We start from the raw sequence: 20,577 nt of genomic DNA on the forward strand, positions 1-20,577 counted from the left end.
AATCCTAATTTATTTGAGATGTATCCTTTTCCATTTTTGCAGAATCGGGCTTCAGGTTTTTGGCCTTACTTGCCTTAATCGAATCTGCCTTCATATTTTCATTTTTAATACCAACCACCTGGCCGGAGTATTTGATGTTGATAATACTGTATTTATCCCAGCCTACTTTGGGCAATACCTGTTTATAAAACGCCATCAGGTTATCAAATTTTACCTGGAGCGAATCAGCATTACCAATCAGTATTCTTTGGCTCCCCACACGTGGGATCAGTTCAATTTCATGGTCTTTATTCACGTACAGCTGTGCTATCTGCGCATCCCATAAAGAGTCCTTGCGGATAAAATCGGCAGTCAGGAACAAGTCCTTGGCCAATTTGGTATGCAATGAATCCACATGATTGGTAAACAGCTCGTCAATAAAACCATTCGCTACCAATACCCTTGCGGTAAAGTTTGGCGACAGAGGAATCTTTAAACCATGCTGATCAACATAAAAATCCATATCATAATGGTTCATGATACGAAGTATGGGCTGACGCTGACTTACTTCTACCCGTAAAACACCATCCATTTCTGTATAAACCTTGGCAAATTCAATAAATGGATTAGCTCTCAGTTTATTTTCCAGGTCCTGTATATTAATCCCCTCCAGTTTGCGCCCTATCAGCGTATGACTGCTGGTTTGCAAAATCTGGTCGACCTCCTGCTTATCAATAAAATACTGACTGCCGGGTATGTTTACTTTTACAGCGGTGCAAATAACACCTGCCTTTTTTATTTCAATAAAACTCATGAGCGCGATGAGGCCCCCCAGGCAAACCACCCAGGCAGATATAATCAACACACGCTTCCAAATGAGTTTCTTATTCATTACTCAATATTTCTTTTAAAGAGTGAACCAATGTATCAATATCACCTGCACCCACTGTAAGCAGTAGTTCGGGCTTTTCATGAGCTACCGCATCCAGTGCTTCCTGTTTGCTCAGTTTCCGCTTATTTTGCAGCACCATTCTGTTCAACAACATTTCTGAGTTAACGCCCTCTATAGGCAATTCACGTGCCGGATAAATATCCAGCATAATCAACTCGTCAACCATATCCAGCACTTCGGCAAAGCCTTCGGCAAAATCACGTGTGCGGGTATATAAATGGGGCTGAAAAATGGTAGTCAGCTTTTTATTAGGGTACAGCTTTTTTACTGAGGATATGCATGCCCTTAATTCCTCAGGGTGATGCGCATAATCATCAATATAAATATGTTGTTGTGTTTTTACAATATACTCAAACCGGCGTTTAACACCCTTGAATGAACCTAGTGCGCTTTTTATAGCATCGGTATTGATATCCAATCGCAAAACAGCTTCAATTGCTGCAACCGCGTTCTCTACATTGTGCGTGCCGGCTATACCCATTCTGATGTTAGAAATAGTAACATCGGCATTGACAAAATCGAAATAAAAATCACCGTTTTCAATGCGTACGTTGGCGGCATGCGCATCCGCGGCAGCATCATTAAGCGCGTAAGTATAACCGGTGTCTAAAGGCAAGCCTTTTTTATGAACTAGCGTACCGCCACTTTTTATTTGTGAAGCGAACAACTGGAACGACTCGGTTAAATGAGCGTGATCGCCATAAATATCCAGGTGATCGGCATCCATCGAAGTAATGATGGCCACATCCGGGAACAAGGTAAGGAACGAACGATCGTATTCATCGGCCTCTACCACCATCACATTGCTTTTACCATACAGTACATTGCTTTGATAATTGGACGATATACCTCCTAAAAATGCAGAACAGTCATTACCCGAATCTTTCAGAATATGTGCCACCATGGTTGAGGTGGTTGTTTTACCATGCGTACCCGCAACTGCTATAGTAAAGGAACTCTTACTGATCAAACCCAAAACCTGCGACCGCTTAAACAGCTCAAAGCCCTTATTTTTAAAATAGTTTAAGATAACCGAATCCTTGGGAACAGCAGGTGTATAAATAACCAGGGTATCATCGCAGAGCTGCTGAAAACTTAATGGAATCCAATCGGCGCGGTCATCAAAAATGATCTGTATACCTTCGTTGTGCAAATCGTTGGTCAGATCTGTCGAGGTTTTATCATAACCGCAAACAACACAACCTAAATGATGGAAATAACGAGCCAGGCCGCTCATCCCGATGCCGCCTATACCTATGAGGTAAACTCTTTTAATGTTATGCAGGTCCATTGTTTTAATTTTAAAAAAGGCCCTCCTCTTTTGGGGAGAAGGAGGACCATAATTTTAATTGTTGTTGTTTATTGTTATTTTTAATAGCTCACGGGCAATAACCTCATCAGCATCAGGCATAGCCATCTTGCCTATATTAGTACCCAATTTCTTTTGTAAATTCCTATCGTTTAATAATTCAATTGCTTTATCAACCAGTTTTTCTTCGGCATCCCTGTCAGCCAGAAAAATAGCTGCGTCTTCTTCAACCAGTGCCAGTGCGTTTTTAGTCTGATGGTCTTCGGCCACATTTGGCGAAGGCACCAGGATCACTGGTTTTTTAACCATACATAACTCTGCAATAGTACCCGCCCCTGCGCGTGATATAATAATATCGGCAGCGGCATAAGCCAGATCCATACGGGTTAAAAACTCCCTGATTTTCACATCCGGGTGATGATCTTCACCTAATTTTTCAATGATCTGTTTATAATAATACTTGCCGGTTTGCCATATCACCTGTACATCGGCAGCAATCAATTTATCTAAACCGGCAGCTGTACTATTATTTAGTGTACGTGCACCAAGGCTTCCCCCGGTTATTAATACTGTTTTTTTAAATGCCGAAAGCTTAAATAGCTCCAGCGCCTGCATATGCTTACCAGCCACATTCACCGAATCGCGGCGAATAGGGTTACCCGTTTTAATAATTTTTTCGGCAGGGAAAAACTTATCCATTCCATCAAAAGCCACGCATATTTTTTTTGCGTTTTTTCCCAGCCACTTATTGGTGATACCCGCATAGGAATTTTGTTCCTGTATGAGGTAAGGTATATTCTTGAGCGAGGCTGCGTACAACAAGGGACCCGAGGCATAGCCCCCAACTCCAACCGCTGCATCCGGTTTAAAATCTTTAATAATCTTAAGCGCCCGGCGCACGCTGTTCATCAGCTTAATAGGAAACATCACGTTTTTCCAAACTGATTTGCGCTGTATGCCCTGAATATCCAAACCAATGATCCTATAGCCGGCAGCCGGAACTTTCTCCATCTCCATGCGCCCGTTAGCGCCAACAAACAATATCTCGATAGCCGGATCAATATTTTTTAAAGCATTGGCAATAGCAATAGCCGGGAAGATATGTCCTCCTGTTCCGCCACCACTTATTATTATTCTCTTTGCCATTTTTTTATAAACTCTAAAAACTAAATTCTAAACTCTAACCTATCAAAATCAATAATTCACTAATTAACCTCAGGCCGTCCTGATCTCCCCTACCACTACTTTTTTGGGTTCTTCAATATCGCGGCTTACCGATAATATGATACCAAACGCCACGCTGGTAAATAATATCGATGTACCACCCATGCTCACAAATGGTAGCGGTACACCTGTTACCGGACCTAAACCAACTGCCACGGCCATATTGGCAAATGCCTGTATGGTTAAGCTGAAACTTAAACCACAAGCCAGCAATGCCCCAAACGCTTTGGGAGCCTTCGTCACTATTTTTATACATCGGTATAGTAAAAACAGGTAAATGCCAATTAAGGCAAACCCGCCTACAAGTCCATACTCCTCAATAATAATGGCGTATATTTCGTCGGAGTAGGACTCTGGCAGATAATTTCTTTCGGTACTGTTACCCGGACCTTTGCCAAATATGCCGCCGCTGGCGATGGCTATCTTGGCATGGTCTGACTGGAACGACTTATCGGGTTTAGCCTGTTCGGGATGCAAAAACGTGCTTACACGCGTAGCATACATGTGCCTGCGTGGACCTAAGAACAAAACCCCCATTAATAATATAAATCCAGCCCCGCAAACCACTGCTATTTGCTTGATACTGATACGACCGATGATCAGCAGCAAAATACTTACCCCAAACAACATCAGCGCAGTCGACAAGTTGGCCAATGCGATGAGTATAAATACCAGACAAACAGAACCCATAATAGGCAAAAAGGATTCTTTAACATCCTTAATATTTTCCTGCTTGCGCGATAGCGTACGTGCCAGATAGGTGATCAAAGCCAACTTAGCCAAATCGGATGTCTGGAAACTTAAACCGATTACCGGAATATTGATCCAGCGGCTGGCGTTATTGATATGGCTGCCAAATACCAATGTGTATAACAACAATGGTATGGTCACGATCATCATGATCTTGGAGATACCCGCATAATACCGATAATCGAGCTTGTGGGATATATACATCAGCGCAATACCGCCCACCACCATAGCCAGGTGTTTCATCAGAATCGACTCGACCCCAACGCCACGCTTATAAGCCAGCGTACCGGTTGAACTGTATACCGCCAACAGGGATATAACAGAAAGTAATATGACTATAAGCCATATCCAGCGGTCGCCTTTTGTATTACTGAGTATCCTGTGCATAAGCCCCCTCTAAATCTCCCCCTAAAGGGTGAGACTTTTTATTTAATATTCATTAATTCAATTTTTCTATCATCTAAACCTCTCATTCCCCCTTTAGGGGGTTAGGGGGCTTACAACTCCCTCACCGCGGCTTTAAACTGATTACCGCGATCTTCATAATTTTTAAACAGATCAAAACTGGCGCAGGCTGGTGATAGCAATACCGTATCGCCTTTTTCGGCCAGGTGAAACGCCACTTGCGCGGCTTCTTGGGCAGAGCCTGTATTCACGATCACTTCCACATCATCTTCAAATGCATCATGGATGCGTTTATTATCCTTGCCTAAACACACAATGGCTTTTACCTTTTGCTTTACCAGTTGTTTGAGCATACTATAGTCGTTCCCCTTGTCAACACCACCCAGGATCAATACCACATCAGTAGTCATGCTTTCGAGCGCGTACCAGGTTGAGTTTACGTTGGTAGCTTTGGAGTCATTAATAAAACTAATGCCCGATATTTTGCCAACCGACTCCAGCCTGTGCTCGATGTTTTTAAAGTTGCCCATGCTCTCTCTCATCGTTTCGTTGCGCAGCTCCAACACCTTTGATACAATACCTGATGCCATGGAGTTGTAAATGTTGTGTTTGCCCTGCAGGGCTAATTCTTTAATTGACATTTGAAAATGTTCTTGTTGTGTGTTGATGACAATATTGTCGTTTTCGAGATATGCTCCCGGTTTAATCTTAGTTTCAATTGAAAAGGGTAACTGCTGTGCTTCAAACGTACGCCCGGTCATCCCTTTAATGGTTTCCGGATCATCGGCGCAATAAATAAAATAATCGGCGGCCGTTTGATTCTGTGTAATGCGGAATTTTGATGCCGCGTAGTTTTCCAGCTTGTAATCGTACCTGTCTAAATGATCAGGCGTAATATTGAGCAAAACAGCAATGTCCACCTTAAACCGGTACATATCATCCAGCATAAAGCTGCTTAGCTCCAACACGTAATATTCAAATTTTTCGGTAGCTACCTGGTAAGCAAAGCTTTTACCAATGTTACCGGCCAAACCCACATTTAATCCCGCGTTTTTAAGGATGTGGCAGGTTAAGCTGGTTGTAGTGGTTTTTCCGTTTGAGCCCGTGATGCCGACGATCTTTGCATCGCAATACCTGCCCGCAAACTCTATTTCCGAAACAACAGGGATTCCTTTTTCACGCAGCTTTTTAACAATAGGAGCTTTCTCCGGTATACCAGGACTTTTGATCACTTCAACCGCATTTAATATTTCTGCCTCAGTGTGTCGATTTTCCTCAAAGCGGATATTCCAATCCTGTAATTGCTTTTTGTAGTTATCAGCAATAGCTCCAAAATCCGACACAAAAACATCATAACCCTGCTGTTGGGCAAGATAAGCCGCACCAACACCGCTTTCGCCGGCACCAAGAATGGTCAGCCTTTGAGTGATGCGTGGTGAGTTTTGAGTTATGTTTTCTGACTGATTCATTATTCTATTGCACTATATTATTTGTCTTATATCTTGATTCTTATCTCTTGGTTCTTTTATCTCAGCTTCAATGTTATGATCGTTATAATGGCTAGTATGATACCGATGATCCAGAAACGAGTTACGATCTTGGCTTCATGGAACCCTTTTTTCTGGTAATGATGGTGCAGCGGCGCCATTAAAAATATACGACGGCCTTCGCCCGACCGTTTCTTGGTGTATTTGAACCAGCCTACCTGCATAATCACTGATATATTTTCAATCAGGAATACACCGCATAATACCGGTAACAATAACTCCTTCCGTATCACAATAGCAAAAACAGCTATGATACCGCCAATGGCCAAGCTACCTGTATCGCCCATGAATACCTGGGCCGGATACGAGTTGTACCATAAAAAGCCTACACAAGCACCAACAAAAGCTCCGGCAAATATTACCAGCTCGCCAGAGTTGGGTAAAAACATAATGTTCAGGTAATCGGCCATCGCTATGTTACCAGATACGTAAGCCAGTATAGCCAGCGTAATACCAATAATAGCCGATGTGCCAGTAGCTAGCCCGTCGATACCATCGGTAATATTGGCTCCGTTTGATATAAAGGTGATAATCAGTATGACAAAAAACAGGAACACAACCAGGCCGTACTGTTCATAACCAGTCCCCAGGAACTTTAATACTTTGGCATAGTCAAACTCATTGTTCTTATAAAAAGGCATGGTAGTTTTTGTCGACCGTACATCCTGGGTATAAACCGGTACATCTCTTTTCATGTGAAACTCAACCGGAGCATCAACCTTTACAGGTAACTTCACTTCCTGCCTGATTACGATATCGGTATTGAAGTACATTGTCCAGCCGATGATGAGTGAAAGCCCCACCTGACCGATGATCTTAAATCTGCCCGCCAGTCCTTCTTTATTTTTCCTGAAAACTTTGATATAATCGTCCAGAAAACCAATCGCTCCCAACCACACCGTGGTGATCAGCATAAGGATAATGTACACATTTCCCAATTTGGCGAACAGCAATGTAGGAATCAGGATACCTAGTAAAATGATGATACCACCCATAGTAGGCGTACCTGATTTTTGCATTTGTCCTTCCAGGCCCAAGTTCCGCACTGTTTCGCCCACTTGTTTAAAACGTAAATAATCAATAAGCCTACGACCATATACAGTGGTAATAAGCAATGATGTTATTACAGCCATTGCCGTACGGAAAGTGATATACTGAAATACCCCTGCTCCCGGAATACTGTAGTTTTTACTTAGATATGTAAATAAATAATATAACATCCCTTTTTCAATGTGCAGATGTGCAGATTTCAAATGTGCAAATGATTGATGTGCAGATTTTAGATGTGCAGACTTGCGGTTTTATGTTTTGATTACTTTTACTCGTTTATTTATATAAATTGATTTATGTTTTGTCTGAACCGGTTTGTGGGATTAAATGATTTTTATCAATTCCTTAATTCTGCAAATTCTGGTTCAGATAGCTAATTCATTTCCTTAAATTGTTCTTCCAACTCCTCCATATCATCAAAATGATTTTTCACTCCGTTTATTTCCTGGTATTTCTCGTGCCCTTTGCCTGCTACCAGTATAATATCACCTGGATTGGCCAGCATACACGCTGCTTTAATTGCCTCACGACGATCAACGATACTTACCGTATGCCTTTTGAAAGCCGGATCAACTCCTTCCTCCATATCTTTGATGATCTGACCCGGATCTTCCGATCGCGGATTATCAGCAGTTAATATTACTTTATCACTCCACTCACTTGCTACACGTGCCATGACAGGGCGTTTAGTCTTATCTCTGTCGCCACCGCAACCAATTACCGTGATCACTTTTTCGTTACCCTTACGGATATCATGAATGGTACTCAGTACGTTTTGCACGGCATCCGGCGTGTGGGCGTAATCAACTATACCAATCACCTTATTGGGTGCTACAATATATTCAAAGCGACCTTCAGCACCGGTTAGTTTACTCAAACTGGTGAGTACTTTTGACTTATCCTGATCAAGCAACATAGCAGTGGAATAAACCGCCAGCAGGTTGTAAGCGTTAAAAGTACCTACCATTTTAAACCAAACCTCCTCGTTATCAATATGCAGCAATAAGCCCTCAAATTGATTTTCCAGGATACGGGCCTTATAATCGGCCATTGATTTTAGTCCGTAGGTTTTTTTATGAGCCTGAGTGTTCTGCAACATCACATTACCATTTTTATCATCGCTATTGGTCAATGCGAAAGCAGCTTTTGGCAGGCCATCAAAAAATGCTTTTTTAGCTTTCAGATAACTATCAAAAGTTTTATGATAATCTAAATGATCATGTGTAAGGTTTGTAAATATTCCACCGGCAAACACCAGGTTAGCAATACGGTGCTGAGCTATAGCATGCGAGCTAACCTCCATAAAGCAGTAATCACATCCATGTTCTACCATCTCTGCCAATAAGCTATTCAACTCTATAGGATCAGGGGTGGTATGGGTTGACGGGATCACTGTGCCATTCACCTGGTTTTCGACAGTTGATAATAAGCCGCATTTATAACCCAGATCACGAAACAGTTGATATAACAAAGTGGCTACTGTGGTTTTACCATTGGTACCGGTAACACCCACCAGCTTCAGCTGCTCAGATGGCCTACCATAAAAATTGGCTGCAACAATGCTCAATGCTTTACCAGAATCGGCCACCATCAAAAAGTCTACCTCGGCTACTGTACGCGCCGGCAGATCTTCACAAATAACAGCTATGGCCCCGCTTTTAATGGCCTGATCAATATAATCATGACCATCAACCAGCGTGCCTTTTACGGCAACAAACAATGAACCAGGCTGAACTTTGCGTGAATCAAAAGTTACAGACGTAATTTCAACATCAGCGCTTCCCTGTAATTCAGTAAAAGCCAGTCCATCTAATATATCACTTAAATACATCATTGTAATTCAATTGTTATTCGTGATCCTTTTGGTATGAGGCTGCCGCCGGTAACCGATTGTGTGGTTACCACGCCGCTGCCGCGTACCGTTACTTTATAACCTGCGTTACCCAACACATACAGGGCATCACTAAGGCCCATCCCGGTTACAGCCGGTACAGTGCCGTTCTTATATCTTACTTCTTCAAAGGGGATACCGTTGCTGGTATCAACGCCGCCTGCGCTGGCATTTGCCGAAGCGTACAGCGGTTTTACACCCAACTTGGTGTAAACCTTTTTTAATGCTTTTAAATTACCCTGCTTTACTTTTGGCATGCTGGTATTGCCCACCAAATGTGTAGCCGGGCTTTGGTTTATCTCCATATCATTGGCATAAACCCTATCGGCTATTTCTCTGAACACCGGGCCTGCAACCAGGGCCGCCAGGTAATTACCTTTTGTTGGGTTATTAATCACTACGATCATGGAGTATTTAGGATGATCGGCAGGGAAATAACCGCAAAACGAAGCCTGGTATGTTTTATGAGCAGTATAACCTTTTCGTCCATCGGCTATCTGCGCCGTACCGGTTTTACCCGCTACACTGTAAAGCTTGTTTTTAATTACGTTCTTACCTGTACCATTAAGAACCACTCCTTCCAGCATACCTTTTAACTTGCCAATTGTAACATCTGAACATACCTGCTCATTAATAACCCGTGCCTGAAACTGCTCAATAGGATTACCCATGCGGCGTATTTCACGTACAAAAATGGGAGCTATAAGCTTACCATTGTTGGGTACCGAATTATAAAAAGCCAGCATTTGCAGAGGTGTCAAATTCATTTCATACCCATAAGCCATTTCAGGCAGACTGTAATTTTTATTCCAGCTGCGGTTCGACGGATTTTTGATCACTGGCTGCCCCTCACCCCGGATTTGCAATTTCAGCTTTTCATTTAAATGATAACTATACAGTTTATTGATATATTCCCATGGATTACCGCTATAATACTTCGTAACCAACTTAGCTGCCGCTACATTTGATGATTCTTCGAACGCGCGTTTAACACTCATTTCATAGTTATCATGCTCGGTATCGGTAATGGTTGGCCCTTTCGGGAATTTGTATTTACCGCCTTCGGCATTTACTATAGAGCTGGTATCTATCTTATGCTGATCGAGCAAAGTCATGTACGATGCCAGCTTAAAGGTTGAACCCGGGTCGATCGCATTACTGATAGCATAGTTCATCCTTTCCTCATAGCTACCATCCTTGGTACGGGTAAAATTGGCTATAGCCCGCACCTCGCCAGTAGCTACTTCCATTAGCACCACACAACCATGATCGGCCTCACTTTTAACCAACTGTTTCATCAGCGCCTCCTGGGCCACATCTTGAAAATTCACATTGATGGTAGAGATAATATCGGCGCCATCTTTAGCGGCTATCTCTTCATCATCATCAACAGGCATCCAGGTACCACCGGGAATACGTTGCATTAACCTGCGTCCGTTCTCGCCATTGATATAAGACGAATAGGCCCCTTCCAGGCCTACAGCATTTTTAACGTTCTCATTTTTATAACCGATAGTACGGGCAGCGAGTGAGTGAAATGGTCGTATACGTTTGTTTTGCTGCAGCACAATCAAACAGTTTTTGGTCTTCCTTTTTTTGAAAATCGGGAACTCTTTGATCTTCTTTAATTCCTGATAACTTACCCTGCGTCTTAACAACTGATAACGCGAGCCTTCTTTACGGGCGTCACGAAATATCCGGGAATATTCACGGGCAGATCTGTCGCCATACATTTTTGACAGGTTCATAGCCAGCTGATCAATGTTATCATTAAACACGCTGTCCTCGGCAATACCACCAGCCATCATATCCATGTGCAACTCATACTCCGGAACAGAAGTAGCTAAAAGGCTGCCATCTACAGAAAATATATTACCACGAGCAGCCTCAACAGTTTGATATTGCGCCGAAAGACTGGCCGCCATATCTTTCCATTTTTTACCCTGAATAAATTGTACCCGACATAACTGCACTACTACAGCAAAAGCAAACAGCAATATCAGCCCGAAAGCGATATATACCCGCAGCAGAATGTTGGTTCTAATTCCCATCCTGATCCTCCTTTACTGTTATTTTTTGCGGCGGCTCCACAGACTGCCTTACCCCCAGGGTATCGGCACGTTTAGCAACCTCGGTTAACGTACTTTTAAAGGCCATATCGGCTTTGGCGGTTTTATAATCCCAGCCACGCTCCTTTACCTCTTTTGTAATATCATCTATGTCACGTATCGTTTTTTCGGCCAGGTGCATATTACCAATGTATATCATACCCAAAAAAGCGATGTACATAATAAATGGCAAAGCACCTGTGGCTTTTTCTTTGGTGATAAAACCTTTGGCAAAAAATTGGGTAAAAAGATTGTCCTGGATTTCGCGCGCGGGCTTTTCCTCCACGATGATATCCTGCTCCAATTCTTCTTCGTCCTGAATTTCTGTACGCAAACGATTTGTCATTTTTTTACAGCTATCCTTAGTTTAGCGCTCCGTGCCCTGTTATTATTTTTTATTTCCTCATCTGATGCCGTTATAGCCCCACGACTTACTGCATCCAATGGTTTATTATTATTACCATAGAAATCTTTCTCTACCTCGCCGCTGAATTTGCCTTTGGCGATGAAGTTTTTCACCAACCTGTCTTCCAGTGAATGATAGGACATCACCACCAATCGACCACCTACCGCTAATACTTCTGCCGACTGTATCAAAAACTCCTTCAGCGCTTCCAACTCCTGGTTAACCTCAATGCGCAACGCCTGGAACACTTGTGCCAGGTATTTATTTTCTTTACCCCGGGGAATACGGTTACTGATCGCGTTTTTCAGATCGGCAATGGTTACTATCGGCGCATTTAAACGGGCCGTCGCGATGGTTTCCGCCAACGATTTCGCGTTCTGTATCTCGCCGTAAATGCCAAAAATGCGATGCAGCTCAGCTACCGTATAGTTATTAACCACATCCTTTGCGGTAAGCTCTCCCAATTGATTCATGCGCATATCCAGCTCGGCATCAAACCTGATCGAAAAACCACGTTCGGCCTGATCAAACTGGTACGATGAAACACCCAGATCGGCCAGTATACCATCAACAGGAATAGCGCCATGCAAACGACAAAAGTTTTTGAGATAGCGAAAGTTTTGATCAACAAATACAAAACGCTCATCTTTAATCAAATTCTGTTGCGCATCGGCATCCTGATCAAAAGCCAGCAGAGTACCTTCGGGCCCCATATGCTTTAATATTTCACGCGAGTGACCGCCACCACCAAAGGTCACATCCACATAAGTACCGTCCTTTTTAATGTTCAGCCCCTCAATGCATTCATTGAGCATTACCGGTACATGATACTCACTCATCACCCCTCCTTGCTTTATTACCCATAACCCGTTGCGCCAATGCGCTAAAGTTTTGCGGCTCATTGGAGAACGCAGCCTTATGCGCCTCGGCATCCCACACCTCAATTTTATTTAACTGGCAAGCCAGCACTACATCATTTTTTATACCTGCATAATCCAGCAAAAACTTCGGCAATAACACCCTGCCGGCAGCATCAAGCGAAAGCTCGGTAGCACCACGGGTGAAATATCTGATAAACTCTATGTTATCTTCCTCGTATTCGTTAAGTTTGCTCAGTTCGTCAAGCCTTTTATCCCATTCTGTTTTTGTATAAATAACCAGGTAATTTTTGAATCCGCGATTGATCACCAGACCTTCAGTTTCAGCTTCAGGAAGCTTTTTTTTAAGGCCAGCAGGTATCATCATCCTTGATTTAGGATCCAGCTTACATTCAAATTCACCGGTTAAATAGGACATTTTGAGACTATGGCATAATTCAATGAGTAAAAGTAAGGTACTTTTACCACTTTCTACCACTTTCTACCACCAAAAAGTTTTCAACATTTTTGGAGGGTATTTTGCTATACATATAAAAACAAAAAAAACGACGAGTAACGGATCGGAGCCGATTGAGTTGGTTCAAACAAATTATGTAGTGTGTACAAAACAAAATGTGACAATTAGAAATAATATCGCATCTAAGCAACTTTCGCATCAGGCGAAGCTGATAGGCCACAAAGCGAGGCGAGGCATTGTGCTATTTAAAGAATACACCAAATTAATGGGCGAAAAATCCGGCTAAGACTCATTTAACCCAGCTGCTACAAAGTCATTTTACAAAAAATAGCTTTGTAGCAGCTTATCAAATATCTTTTTCAGAGGGTGACTCAGTGCCTTTCAGGTTATCGGGATTATTTTTTAAATAACGAATTGCCATTTTCCCAAAGTTTTTCAGCTTACTGGCCAACCTCCGAAAGCTCTGATTTTCCTTTATAATTGACATTATTAAGTCTTCACTCTTAACCCCCCTGTGGATGCAGAACTCAACTTGTTCTTCTATGCTTGGACTATCGATTTCAATCCACAATTCAATTCGACTATAAAACTCCGGCATTCCTTGAATATTTCCTTTTACCATTTTTTCAACGTTAAGTTTAAAATAACCTGGCGCTGCAAAAACAACACCCAACTTTTCACTTGTTTCATTTCTCAAGTCATGAAAATGCATCAAACTATTATTACTCAACCGACCAGCTTCATCGATTATCAGCAAGGCATTTGATTGGAAAGAATTAAAATAGTACGCTATACTTTTAATAATATTATAAACATTACTTTCACTATAACGATTCTCAATGCCTAAAACTTCCAAAACATGGTTAAATAAACTTTTCGGTGTCATACTTTTCAAAACACGGACATAATAAACATTACTACGTTTCTCACTAAAAAACTTTAGCGGATTGGTTTTTCCATTACCTGTATCACCAATTATCCCAACCATACCTGAATAAGTTAAAGCGTCTTCACAAACATTCATAATAGTTAAAAAGCTTGTTGTTTCTAAATGTAACTCTTGTTTGATTTTAACAATCTCATCAAGATCAAAATCATTTGGATTAAATTGATACTTCATTTTAGTCCAAACGTTTAATTGATCCTTTCACCTTAAACATGTCTTTAAAAGAGACTACAATTTTTTCTTCGGTATTAGTTACATCTATTTTCTTTAAAGACAGTTTTTTGATCCGGGAGATATCCCTTTTTCCAATTTTGCCTTTTACAGAAGTTTTATTGTTATCTGCCTCCAACAAATATTTCTCCTCTGCTAAATGAATATTCTCTTTAGTATCAATTTTATGATCAACAGCATTGATTGGGATATTATTAAACGAGTTCTTATAATCTTCAACTTTCGAAGTAAGCTCTCTTAATAACAGTTTGTTTCTTTGAGTGTACTTGAAAATATCTATTCTATCATCTTCACTCTGATTAACTTCTGCATTAACTAATCTTGAATGTAAGCCAACTCTTAATAGTAAGTTTAGACCTGAATCATCATAAATCAATACCTCGCTATTATCAATAACATTATATCTTACTATAATATCCTTCTTCCTATATTTAGTTAGAAAGTCTGAATCGTAGATTATATATTCATACGTTACCCCATTTTTATTTATAGCGACACTATTTTTCAATATTGTTCGTGGTGTAGACTCCATCATCACTATTGGAAGGGTAACATCATTAAGATGTACGACATGTTTCGGTAGGCTGTTACCAAATAATAAATTGGGGGTTGAGTTTTTAAACTCGTAAGTTGAATTATAATTAATAACCGCTTCAGTAAAAACCTGAATCAATTCTTCTTTTGTACGGATATTTTTTTTCTTACGTGCACTGGCTAATAAATCACTGTTTGGTTTTCCGTTTTTTCTTCTACTTCTTATTCCATCACCTAAATACCCAGGGAATTCTTTTAAGTACATTTCATTAAATAAAAAGAACCAGCTCTCAATACTTCCCTTTGCTTGCGGGTTATAAGGTCTGTGTTTTTTAAAACGGATGCCTAAACTTTGTAAATCACCTACAAACCTTGTAAACATCTTATTTTGCCCCGATTGAAAATTGTCAGTTAAAATTTCTGCAGGTAGTATTTTATGATTTTTGACACTTACTCTAATAGCTTCAATATAATTACCAAAGGTTTCCGATGGAGACAAAGAATATCCAACTACTTTTTTTGAGTAAACATCAATGGCAACCACCATGTAAAGCACCCCAATTTTTTTACCATCATCATCCTTATACAGAAAATTTAGACGGGTACCATCAATTTGATATTGATCACCGGCAAATCCCGGTTGCTCCCTGAGTGCATGGGTCATCATATTTTTAATTCCATCAGAGCCCTCTCTAGTCAAATCGGCTATACCAAATTCCGGGCTGTTCAAAATATATCTTCTAACAGTTGATTTTGATATCCTTTGTTCCTCTCCACTGGCAATTCTGCGTGTATTTAAGTCTCGCAATAACTTACTAAAGCTAAATTTATCTCCTTTTTGAAACTCCCTCATAATGATATCCAAATCTTTTTTGGATACCTTTTTCGCATTAGCATTACTAACATTTTTATGGATGAATGCTTCTATTCCTATATTTAGAAACAATCTGTATTTATTAGAAAATACACGAAGGGAATTTGTCCGAAATAAAAATTCTTCATCGGCTACCATGTTATACAATAAAAACATATTAACCATACTAAGCACTTTAAATTCCTTAAAATGAGAAAATACGGCATATGTCCTGCACGCTTTAAGAACAGGGAAGTCATTTATTTTTTGTATTTTCCTAAAAAACAAAAGAGAATACCTATTTGAAAGATTTGCTTCAATAATTATTTGCTCCTTTACCATATTCATTACATTCTCTTGAAATCCTGCCGTTCCCCCCTTAAGTTTGTATAATGCATGTAGTTCATTTTTGGTAGGAAAATTTGGATGATCCGTTATTTCCTGAGGAAAATCGGTAAATCTCAACCAGAATAAATTTGGTATTCTTAAAAGGTCGCACGCCATTACAGTATCAATGATTCTATCGGTCAGTTTTTTGGGAATATTAAAGTACAAGGACACATCATCAATCATTAGATAGAAAGTGTCCGCGCATAGTATTAATCCCGGTTTTTCACAAATAACTTTTTTCATCTTTTTTTAAATTATTGGTTAAACTTTTGAAGAAAAAACACAGCTCTTAACTGTCAGAAAAAAGCGCCGATATACATTAATATATATTGCGATATACTTTAATGTTTATTGCGCAATTATCTATATTTCAGTAAATTGCAATTTGAAAGATAAAGATTCTAAGTAAATTTTCAAAATATGAAAGATCAGGAAAGTCTAGAAGAGAAATTTGGAGATCGACTAAAAAGACTGCGTTTAAAAAAGGGACTGACTCAAATGCAATTGGGTGAATTATTAAGGGTATCAAATGTGCAAATAACAAGATATGAGAAGGGTATTGCTAAACCATCAATGGAAGTAATTAAAACGCTAAGCAAAGCCTTAGATGTGCGTTATGAGGATTTGGCAGGAAATGTATTTATGAGTTCATTTAATCTCAATGAGATTGATGAAATAGTGGAACGTCTAAAACAGCTTCCCGAACAAGACATTAAGCCCCTGGTCGAAGTCATGAGCAATTATGTCAAACATAGAGAAGTGAGGTTGATAACATCAGATTAAAGGGGCAGAGCAGTTGGCCACGGCATTGACTTAAGATCTTTTGGGAAGCGTCGATCTATTAAAAATAAAGAAAAGGTAAAATATGGGCCAATATAAAAATCAAGAAAACAAAAAGACCACTCAACGTGAATGGTTTTATTTTTTTAAGACTGCTAGGATAAGCCCAACAATAACTGCTATCTGCCCAATCCAAAAGAGAAACATCCATTTGATCACGTGGACCTTTACGTCGGATAGCTTTGTACTGAGCTTAGTTAGATCTTCTTTTGTAGCCAGATGTTCGATTTTTCTTTCCACTATTTCCTTAATTGCTTTGTCTTTAGCGGATTCAGCCCTGGCAATTACTTTTGAGATTCCGGCTCGCTAAAAGTCTTTTTAAAGGTTTCGTAAATATTAATATTTCAGCTGTCAAAATACTTTTATAAAGTTATTGAATATTTGATTAATTATCGCCCATGGCCGAAGTTATGTTAAACATAAATAAGGTGAACAGATTAATATTTCACGGTCAATATTAACGGCAGCTATGTTAAACTATTTAAAACTGATTATACTTTGTTACATTTACAACTTATAAATTAAGCGGCTAAATGCTGCAAAAATATTGAATGCTTTGCGTTCGCATAGAATCTCGTGTTAGAAAACTGGTAATTTTTAAGACAAACGAGAGAATAAGCGCAACGCTCACGCTTTGGCGTGGGCTTGCTTATTTCGTTTGTCAGGTATACCAGTACCTCTAACACGGATAAGTATTGACCTGCGCCATATTTATTTTCTGCAGGTTGATTCTTTTTTGGTAAACAGATCAATTTGAAATGAGCTTAAATACTTCCTTTCAGAAATCAGATAAAATAGAGTTTGGACATTTAATAATAGACGAACGCTTCTACATTCTTCATCTATTAAGTGACTCCCATTTTTATTTACATTGTGACTTCTATTCTTACCCGGATGATATTGATCGAGAAAGATATCATCATAAAATCAATATGTTAAATGTTAAGGATGACCATAATTTTCAATTGATTCTTTTAAACTCTGATCTTGAGTTACATTTTCTCTGGCTTTTGGTGTTGAAAGCCGAAGTTTGGTTTAAAATGCATGGCATATCTAATTTCCGGACTTACTTTCCCATTAGTATATATTAACTATGATTAATCAAGTATTAGATCATGCGGGAAAAGAAATCGCAATAGAAGCGTTTCACCCAGGTGAATTTTTATTGGAGGAAATCAAAGAACGTGCCCTTATAAAAAAGGATGTAGCAGTGGCATTAGGGATACGCCCACATCACTTAAGCGCAATCTTTGCTGGTAAACGAAATATATCCGCTAAAACAGCTTTAAAGATTGAACAGCTTTTGAATATAAGCGCCGCTTACTGGCGAGGAATGCAAATGGAATATAATCGCAGATAAACAAGATGAGCCGATTAATGGTCTTAATCGGCTCATCTTGTTTTTAAAATTGTATTGTCCAAAGCAAATGATGTCTTTTTATTTAATATGATTTAGAAGCAATTAGTTGTGTTCTGACATGCTTGAGGTGCTTTTCGATGTTTTTGCTGTCTAAAACAAATTGTGTCACTTATGCTCTGATTTTACGTTTTGTCTAAAACAAATAGTAAGCTTTTATTTACCTAAAGCGGCGGAACATCTCTCGGATATCGTGGATAACAGCCTCGGGGTTTTCATAATAACCATAATGCCCACCCTTATCATGTGCATTTAGATATGCAAGATTATATAGCTTGGCTTTCGGCCCCTGCTTAAAAGCATTAACACGCTGCTTCGTGGTTACACCGATGGGGTTCTCTCCGCCAAGAAAGGTGATGGCTGTGGGGGCCTCGATGATTGGAGAACGCTGGTGAGAAGCCTGCCACGGATATTTTACGGCGTCGGCATAGTAACGAAGTGAAGAACCAACTGTCCCTGTTGCCCAATAAAGCATAGCGTTGGTAATCATATCTGCTTTTGAAAATGGAGAGGTGTGCGGAGCATTATTCCGATCTCCCCAAGCAACCCATCGTTCAAGCAGCCAGGCTAACAAACCTACTGGGGAATCCTGAAGGCCATAGGCCAGTGTTTGAGGGTCAAGTATATGCACGGCATAGTGGCTTACAAATATTTTCATCCGATCCAGACTTTGCTGGCGAATTTCAGGGGGCATGTTGTCGGCGGTTTTATGTCCAGCAGTTACATCCCATGGCTTTTCTATGTTAAACTGGTTAAGTTCCATCGTGTGCATCAGATGGATTCCATAGAGACTGTCTGCATATTTATGACCTAATTGAGAGGTGATCAAAGCACCCCAGTCGCCTCCGCTTGCAGCATATTTTTCATAGCCGAGTACAGTTGTCATCAACTCCTGCCATAAATCAGCCGTTGTCCAGAAATTTTGACCACCTACTGAGGGGAAAGAAAAACCATAACCGGGAATGGAAGGGATAACTAAGTCAAAGTTATCTTCCGACGAAGCGCCAAACGTTTCAGGTCGCACCAAGGGTTCAATTATTTTGTGCATATCCCAAAAAGTCCAAGGCCAGCCATGTGTTAGGATTAATGGTATAGGATTTTTTCCGCCGCTTTTTATGTGAAGAAAATGTACAGGTACCCCTTGGAGTTCGATTTTATATTGTTGGTATGAATTAATGTTTTTTTCTGCCAGTCGCCAACTATAGTCGGTTCTCCAATAATCTACCAATTCTTTGAGGTAATTGATGTTTACCCCATACCTCCAATCCGCATTATCCTGCTCGTCTGGCCAAATGATATTATCAAGACGGGTTTGCAAATCATTCAACTGTTGTTCAGTAATATGAATTTTAAAAGATTGTAAGTTCATTTTGATTTGTGATAAATAATAATCAAGATAATTTGTAATAGCCACATTGAAACTGATGGCTGGTAAGGAACGGGTTAATCACTTTGCCAGAAAGATCCATTGTATTATTTGGTTACACCATCTACAAACACTAACAAGGAAACGATTTTGTCTTCTGCTATCGTAAATATATCCTGTCCGGTAATGGTGTCAGGTTTAGATTTGGGCCCAAACTGCCAGGATAGAATAGCCGCATTATGGTGTGTTTCAATCGGCTTAACTAAAGTGAATTCGAATCCGGGATTCTGTTTGAGCAAGCCGCCAATAAAATTGCTGACTTCGGCCCGACCATTTAGAATTACTCCCGGATCAATTATGCGGATATTATAAGCATAAACTTTTTCAGCTAAAGCTAAACGCTTGGTGTTATCTGTTTCCGTCCAGATCTGCAGATGTTTGTTCACCAGTTCAATGGTTTTTGCAGATGGAACCGGATCAACACCGGGTTTTTCCCGGTTATCTTTGGGCGACCAAAGGACAACCGGGGGATTTTCTTTTTCATAAGCCTTACCATCACGATAATTAACTAATTCGATCTGTAATCCCCACGGAGTTACGAAATACACCCAGGTTTCACCAGTGTTAGGGCCGCCTTCAGCAACCGTAATCGGCTCATTCAATACGGTAATACCTTTTGATTTGAGATAAGCCACACTGGCATTAATGTCATCAGTGTAAAAACCTAAATGGTACCAGCCAACATCATCGCCTAAAGGCCTTTCCATATTGCGTTCGGGCGATTTATACTGAAATAATTCGAGACTGCTACCGTTGCCGGCCCTTAACATGATCACTTTTTCCACTTCAGCATTCAGCCTGATGTGATAACGTTTTTTCCAGGCCTCATCCAACGGCAGTTTACCCAGCTCCGTAACGTGATGAAAGCCCATCACTTCTGTGAAAAATTGCAATGCCTGTTCCATATCTGGTACATTCATGCCCACATGATCCATCCCTACAGCTATCGTTGGTTTTGCTTGATTCGTATTCATGATAATTTAA

General features: G+C 40.3%; 18 protein-coding genes. 3 read left to right on the plus strand and 15 right to left on the minus strand.

Annotated elements, in window-relative coordinates; translation table 11 throughout:
* Positions 1–4: 4 nt before the first annotated feature.
* From G7092_RS13815 to mraZ, 11 genes are all read right to left on the minus strand, one after another.
* Complete coding sequence (locus G7092_RS13815) at positions 5–871, minus strand: cell division protein FtsQ/DivIB (RefSeq protein ID WP_166090246.1); 867 nt, start codon at positions 869–871, stop codon at positions 5–7.
* Positions 864–2,222, minus strand: coding sequence for a UDP-N-acetylmuramate--L-alanine ligase (murC, locus tag G7092_RS13820; RefSeq protein WP_166090249.1), 1,359 nt, complete (start codon positions 2,220–2,222; stop codon positions 864–866). Before murC ends, G7092_RS13815 begins: the two co-directional genes overlap by 8 nt.
* Before the next feature lie 54 nt (positions 2,223–2,276).
* On the minus strand, positions 2,277–3,386 hold the full coding sequence (murG, locus tag G7092_RS13825) for an undecaprenyldiphospho-muramoylpentapeptide beta-N-acetylglucosaminyltransferase (protein WP_166090251.1): 1,110 nt from the start codon (positions 3,384–3,386) through the stop codon (positions 2,277–2,279).
* A gap of 69 nt (positions 3,387–3,455) precedes the next feature.
* Positions 3,456–4,601 carry an FtsW/RodA/SpoVE family cell cycle protein gene (locus G7092_RS13830; protein ID WP_166090253.1) on the minus strand — a complete coding sequence of 382 codons (1,146 nt, stop codon included), beginning with the start codon at positions 4,599–4,601 and terminating at the stop codon, positions 3,456–3,458.
* Positions 4,602–4,711: 110 nt separating this feature from the next.
* The gene (gene murD, locus G7092_RS13835) at positions 4,712–6,088 is read right to left on the minus strand and encodes a UDP-N-acetylmuramoyl-L-alanine--D-glutamate ligase (RefSeq protein ID WP_166090255.1); all 1,377 of its coding nucleotides are present in this window, start codon (positions 6,086–6,088) and stop codon (positions 4,712–4,714) included.
* Between the two features lie 56 nt (positions 6,089–6,144).
* Complete coding sequence (gene mraY / locus G7092_RS13840; protein ID WP_166091011.1) at positions 6,145–7,386, minus strand: phospho-N-acetylmuramoyl-pentapeptide-transferase; 1,242 nt, start codon at positions 7,384–7,386, stop codon at positions 6,145–6,147.
* Between the two features lie 203 nt (positions 7,387–7,589).
* Positions 7,590–9,050 (minus strand): UDP-N-acetylmuramoyl-L-alanyl-D-glutamate--2,6-diaminopimelate ligase, encoded by a 1,461-nt coding sequence (locus G7092_RS13845; protein WP_166090257.1) that lies wholly within the window; start codon positions 9,048–9,050, stop codon positions 7,590–7,592.
* Positions 9,047–11,158, minus strand: a complete 2,112-nt coding sequence (locus G7092_RS13850; protein ID WP_166090259.1) for a PASTA domain-containing penicillin-binding protein — start codon at positions 11,156–11,158, stop codon at positions 9,047–9,049. Before G7092_RS13850 ends, G7092_RS13845 begins: the two co-directional genes overlap by 4 nt.
* On the minus strand, positions 11,148–11,561 hold the full coding sequence (locus tag G7092_RS13855; RefSeq protein ID WP_166090261.1) for an FtsL-like putative cell division protein: 414 nt from the start codon (positions 11,559–11,561) through the stop codon (positions 11,148–11,150). The genes G7092_RS13850 and G7092_RS13855 overlap by 11 nt, the downstream gene beginning before the upstream one ends.
* Positions 11,558–12,460: a 16S rRNA (cytosine(1402)-N(4))-methyltransferase RsmH gene (gene rsmH / locus G7092_RS13860; protein ID WP_166090263.1), complete on the minus strand. Its 903-nt coding sequence runs from the start codon at positions 12,458–12,460 to the stop codon at positions 11,558–11,560. The genes G7092_RS13855 and rsmH overlap by 4 nt, the downstream gene beginning before the upstream one ends.
* Entirely contained in the window at positions 12,453–12,917 is a 465-nt protein-coding gene (gene mraZ, locus G7092_RS13865) for a division/cell wall cluster transcriptional repressor MraZ (protein ID WP_166090265.1), read from the minus strand. Before mraZ ends, rsmH begins: the two co-directional genes overlap by 8 nt.
* Positions 12,918–12,939: 22 nt before the next feature.
* Between mraZ and G7092_RS13870 the strand changes: the two genes are divergently transcribed.
* The gene (locus tag G7092_RS13870; protein ID WP_166090267.1) at positions 12,940–13,242 is read left to right on the plus strand and encodes a hypothetical protein; all 303 of its coding nucleotides are present in this window, start codon (positions 12,940–12,942) and stop codon (positions 13,240–13,242) included.
* A 60-nt stretch (positions 13,243–13,302) separates the two neighbouring features.
* Here G7092_RS13870 and G7092_RS13875 read toward each other — a convergent pair whose 3' ends face one another.
* Complete coding sequence (locus G7092_RS13875) at positions 13,303–14,076, minus strand: AAA family ATPase (RefSeq protein ID WP_166090269.1); 774 nt, start codon at positions 14,074–14,076, stop codon at positions 13,303–13,305.
* 1 nt (position 14,077) lies between these two features.
* Positions 14,078–16,153, minus strand: a complete 2,076-nt coding sequence (locus G7092_RS13880; protein ID WP_166090272.1) for a Mu transposase C-terminal domain-containing protein — start codon at positions 16,151–16,153, stop codon at positions 14,078–14,080.
* A gap of 177 nt (positions 16,154–16,330) precedes the next feature.
* Here G7092_RS13880 and G7092_RS13885 point away from each other — a divergent pair, with 177 nt between their 5' ends.
* On the plus strand, positions 16,331–16,693 hold the full coding sequence (locus G7092_RS13885) for a helix-turn-helix domain-containing protein (protein ID WP_166090274.1): 363 nt from the start codon (positions 16,331–16,333) through the stop codon (positions 16,691–16,693).
* Between the two features lie 1,150 nt (positions 16,694–17,843).
* Complete coding sequence (locus G7092_RS13890; protein ID WP_166090276.1) at positions 17,844–18,110, plus strand: HigA family addiction module antitoxin; 267 nt, start codon at positions 17,844–17,846, stop codon at positions 18,108–18,110.
* A 217-nt stretch (positions 18,111–18,327) separates the two neighbouring features.
* On the opposite strand, the gene G7092_RS13895 is transcribed toward G7092_RS13890, so the two are convergent.
* Both G7092_RS13895 and G7092_RS13900 read right to left on the minus strand, forming a co-directional pair.
* Positions 18,328–19,536, minus strand: a complete 1,209-nt coding sequence (locus G7092_RS13895) for an epoxide hydrolase family protein (RefSeq protein WP_166090278.1) — start codon at positions 19,534–19,536, stop codon at positions 18,328–18,330.
* A gap of 104 nt (positions 19,537–19,640) precedes the next feature.
* Positions 19,641–20,567 (minus strand): VOC family protein, encoded by a 927-nt coding sequence (locus tag G7092_RS13900; protein WP_166090279.1) that lies wholly within the window; start codon positions 20,565–20,567, stop codon positions 19,641–19,643.
* Between the last annotated feature and the right edge of the window lie 10 nt (positions 20,568–20,577).

It is taken from the genome of Mucilaginibacter inviolabilis, assembly GCF_011089895.1.
Classification (GTDB): domain Bacteria; phylum Bacteroidota; class Bacteroidia; order Sphingobacteriales; family Sphingobacteriaceae; genus Mucilaginibacter; species Mucilaginibacter inviolabilis.

Coding starts and splice junctions, on each gene's coding strand:
- G7092_RS13815 (WP_166090246.1), bottom strand. CDS start 871: ATGAATAAGAAACTCATTTGGAAGCGTGTGTTGATTATATCTGCCTGG.
- murC (WP_166090249.1), bottom strand. CDS start 2,222: ATGGACCTGCATAACATTAAAAGAGTTTACCTCATAGGTATAGGCGGC.
- murG (WP_166090251.1), bottom strand. CDS start 3,386: ATGGCAAAGAGAATAATAATAAGTGGTGGCGGAACAGGAGGACATATC.
- G7092_RS13830 (WP_166090253.1), bottom strand. CDS start 4,601: ATGCACAGGATACTCAGTAATACAAAAGGCGACCGCTGGATATGGCTT.
- murD (WP_166090255.1), bottom strand. CDS start 6,088: ATGAATCAGTCAGAAAACATAACTCAAAACTCACCACGCATCACTCAA.
- mraY (WP_166091011.1), bottom strand. CDS start 7,386: ATGTTATATTATTTATTTACATATCTAAGTAAAAACTACAGTATTCCG.
- G7092_RS13845 (WP_166090257.1), bottom strand. CDS start 9,050: ATGATGTATTTAAGTGATATATTAGATGGACTGGCTTTTACTGAATTA.
- G7092_RS13850 (WP_166090259.1), bottom strand. CDS start 11,158: ATGGGAATTAGAACCAACATTCTGCTGCGGGTATATATCGCTTTCGGG.
- G7092_RS13855 (WP_166090261.1), bottom strand. CDS start 11,561: ATGACAAATCGTTTGCGTACAGAAATTCAGGACGAAGAAGAATTGGAG.
- rsmH (WP_166090263.1), bottom strand. CDS start 12,460: ATGAGTGAGTATCATGTACCGGTAATGCTCAATGAATGCATTGAGGGG.
- mraZ (WP_166090265.1), bottom strand. CDS start 12,917: ATGTCCTATTTAACCGGTGAATTTGAATGTAAGCTGGATCCTAAATCA.
- G7092_RS13870 (WP_166090267.1), top strand. CDS start 12,940: ATGAGTAAAAGTAAGGTACTTTTACCACTTTCTACCACTTTCTACCAC.
- G7092_RS13875 (WP_166090269.1), bottom strand. CDS start 14,076: ATGAAGTATCAATTTAATCCAAATGATTTTGATCTTGATGAGATTGTT.
- G7092_RS13880 (WP_166090272.1), bottom strand. CDS start 16,153: ATGAAAAAAGTTATTTGTGAAAAACCGGGATTAATACTATGCGCGGAC.
- G7092_RS13885 (WP_166090274.1), top strand. CDS start 16,331: ATGAAAGATCAGGAAAGTCTAGAAGAGAAATTTGGAGATCGACTAAAA.
- G7092_RS13890 (WP_166090276.1), top strand. CDS start 17,844: ATGATTAATCAAGTATTAGATCATGCGGGAAAAGAAATCGCAATAGAA.
- G7092_RS13895 (WP_166090278.1), bottom strand. CDS start 19,536: ATGAACTTACAATCTTTTAAAATTCATATTACTGAACAACAGTTGAAT.
- G7092_RS13900 (WP_166090279.1), bottom strand. CDS start 20,567: ATGAATACGAATCAAGCAAAACCAACGATAGCTGTAGGGATGGATCAT.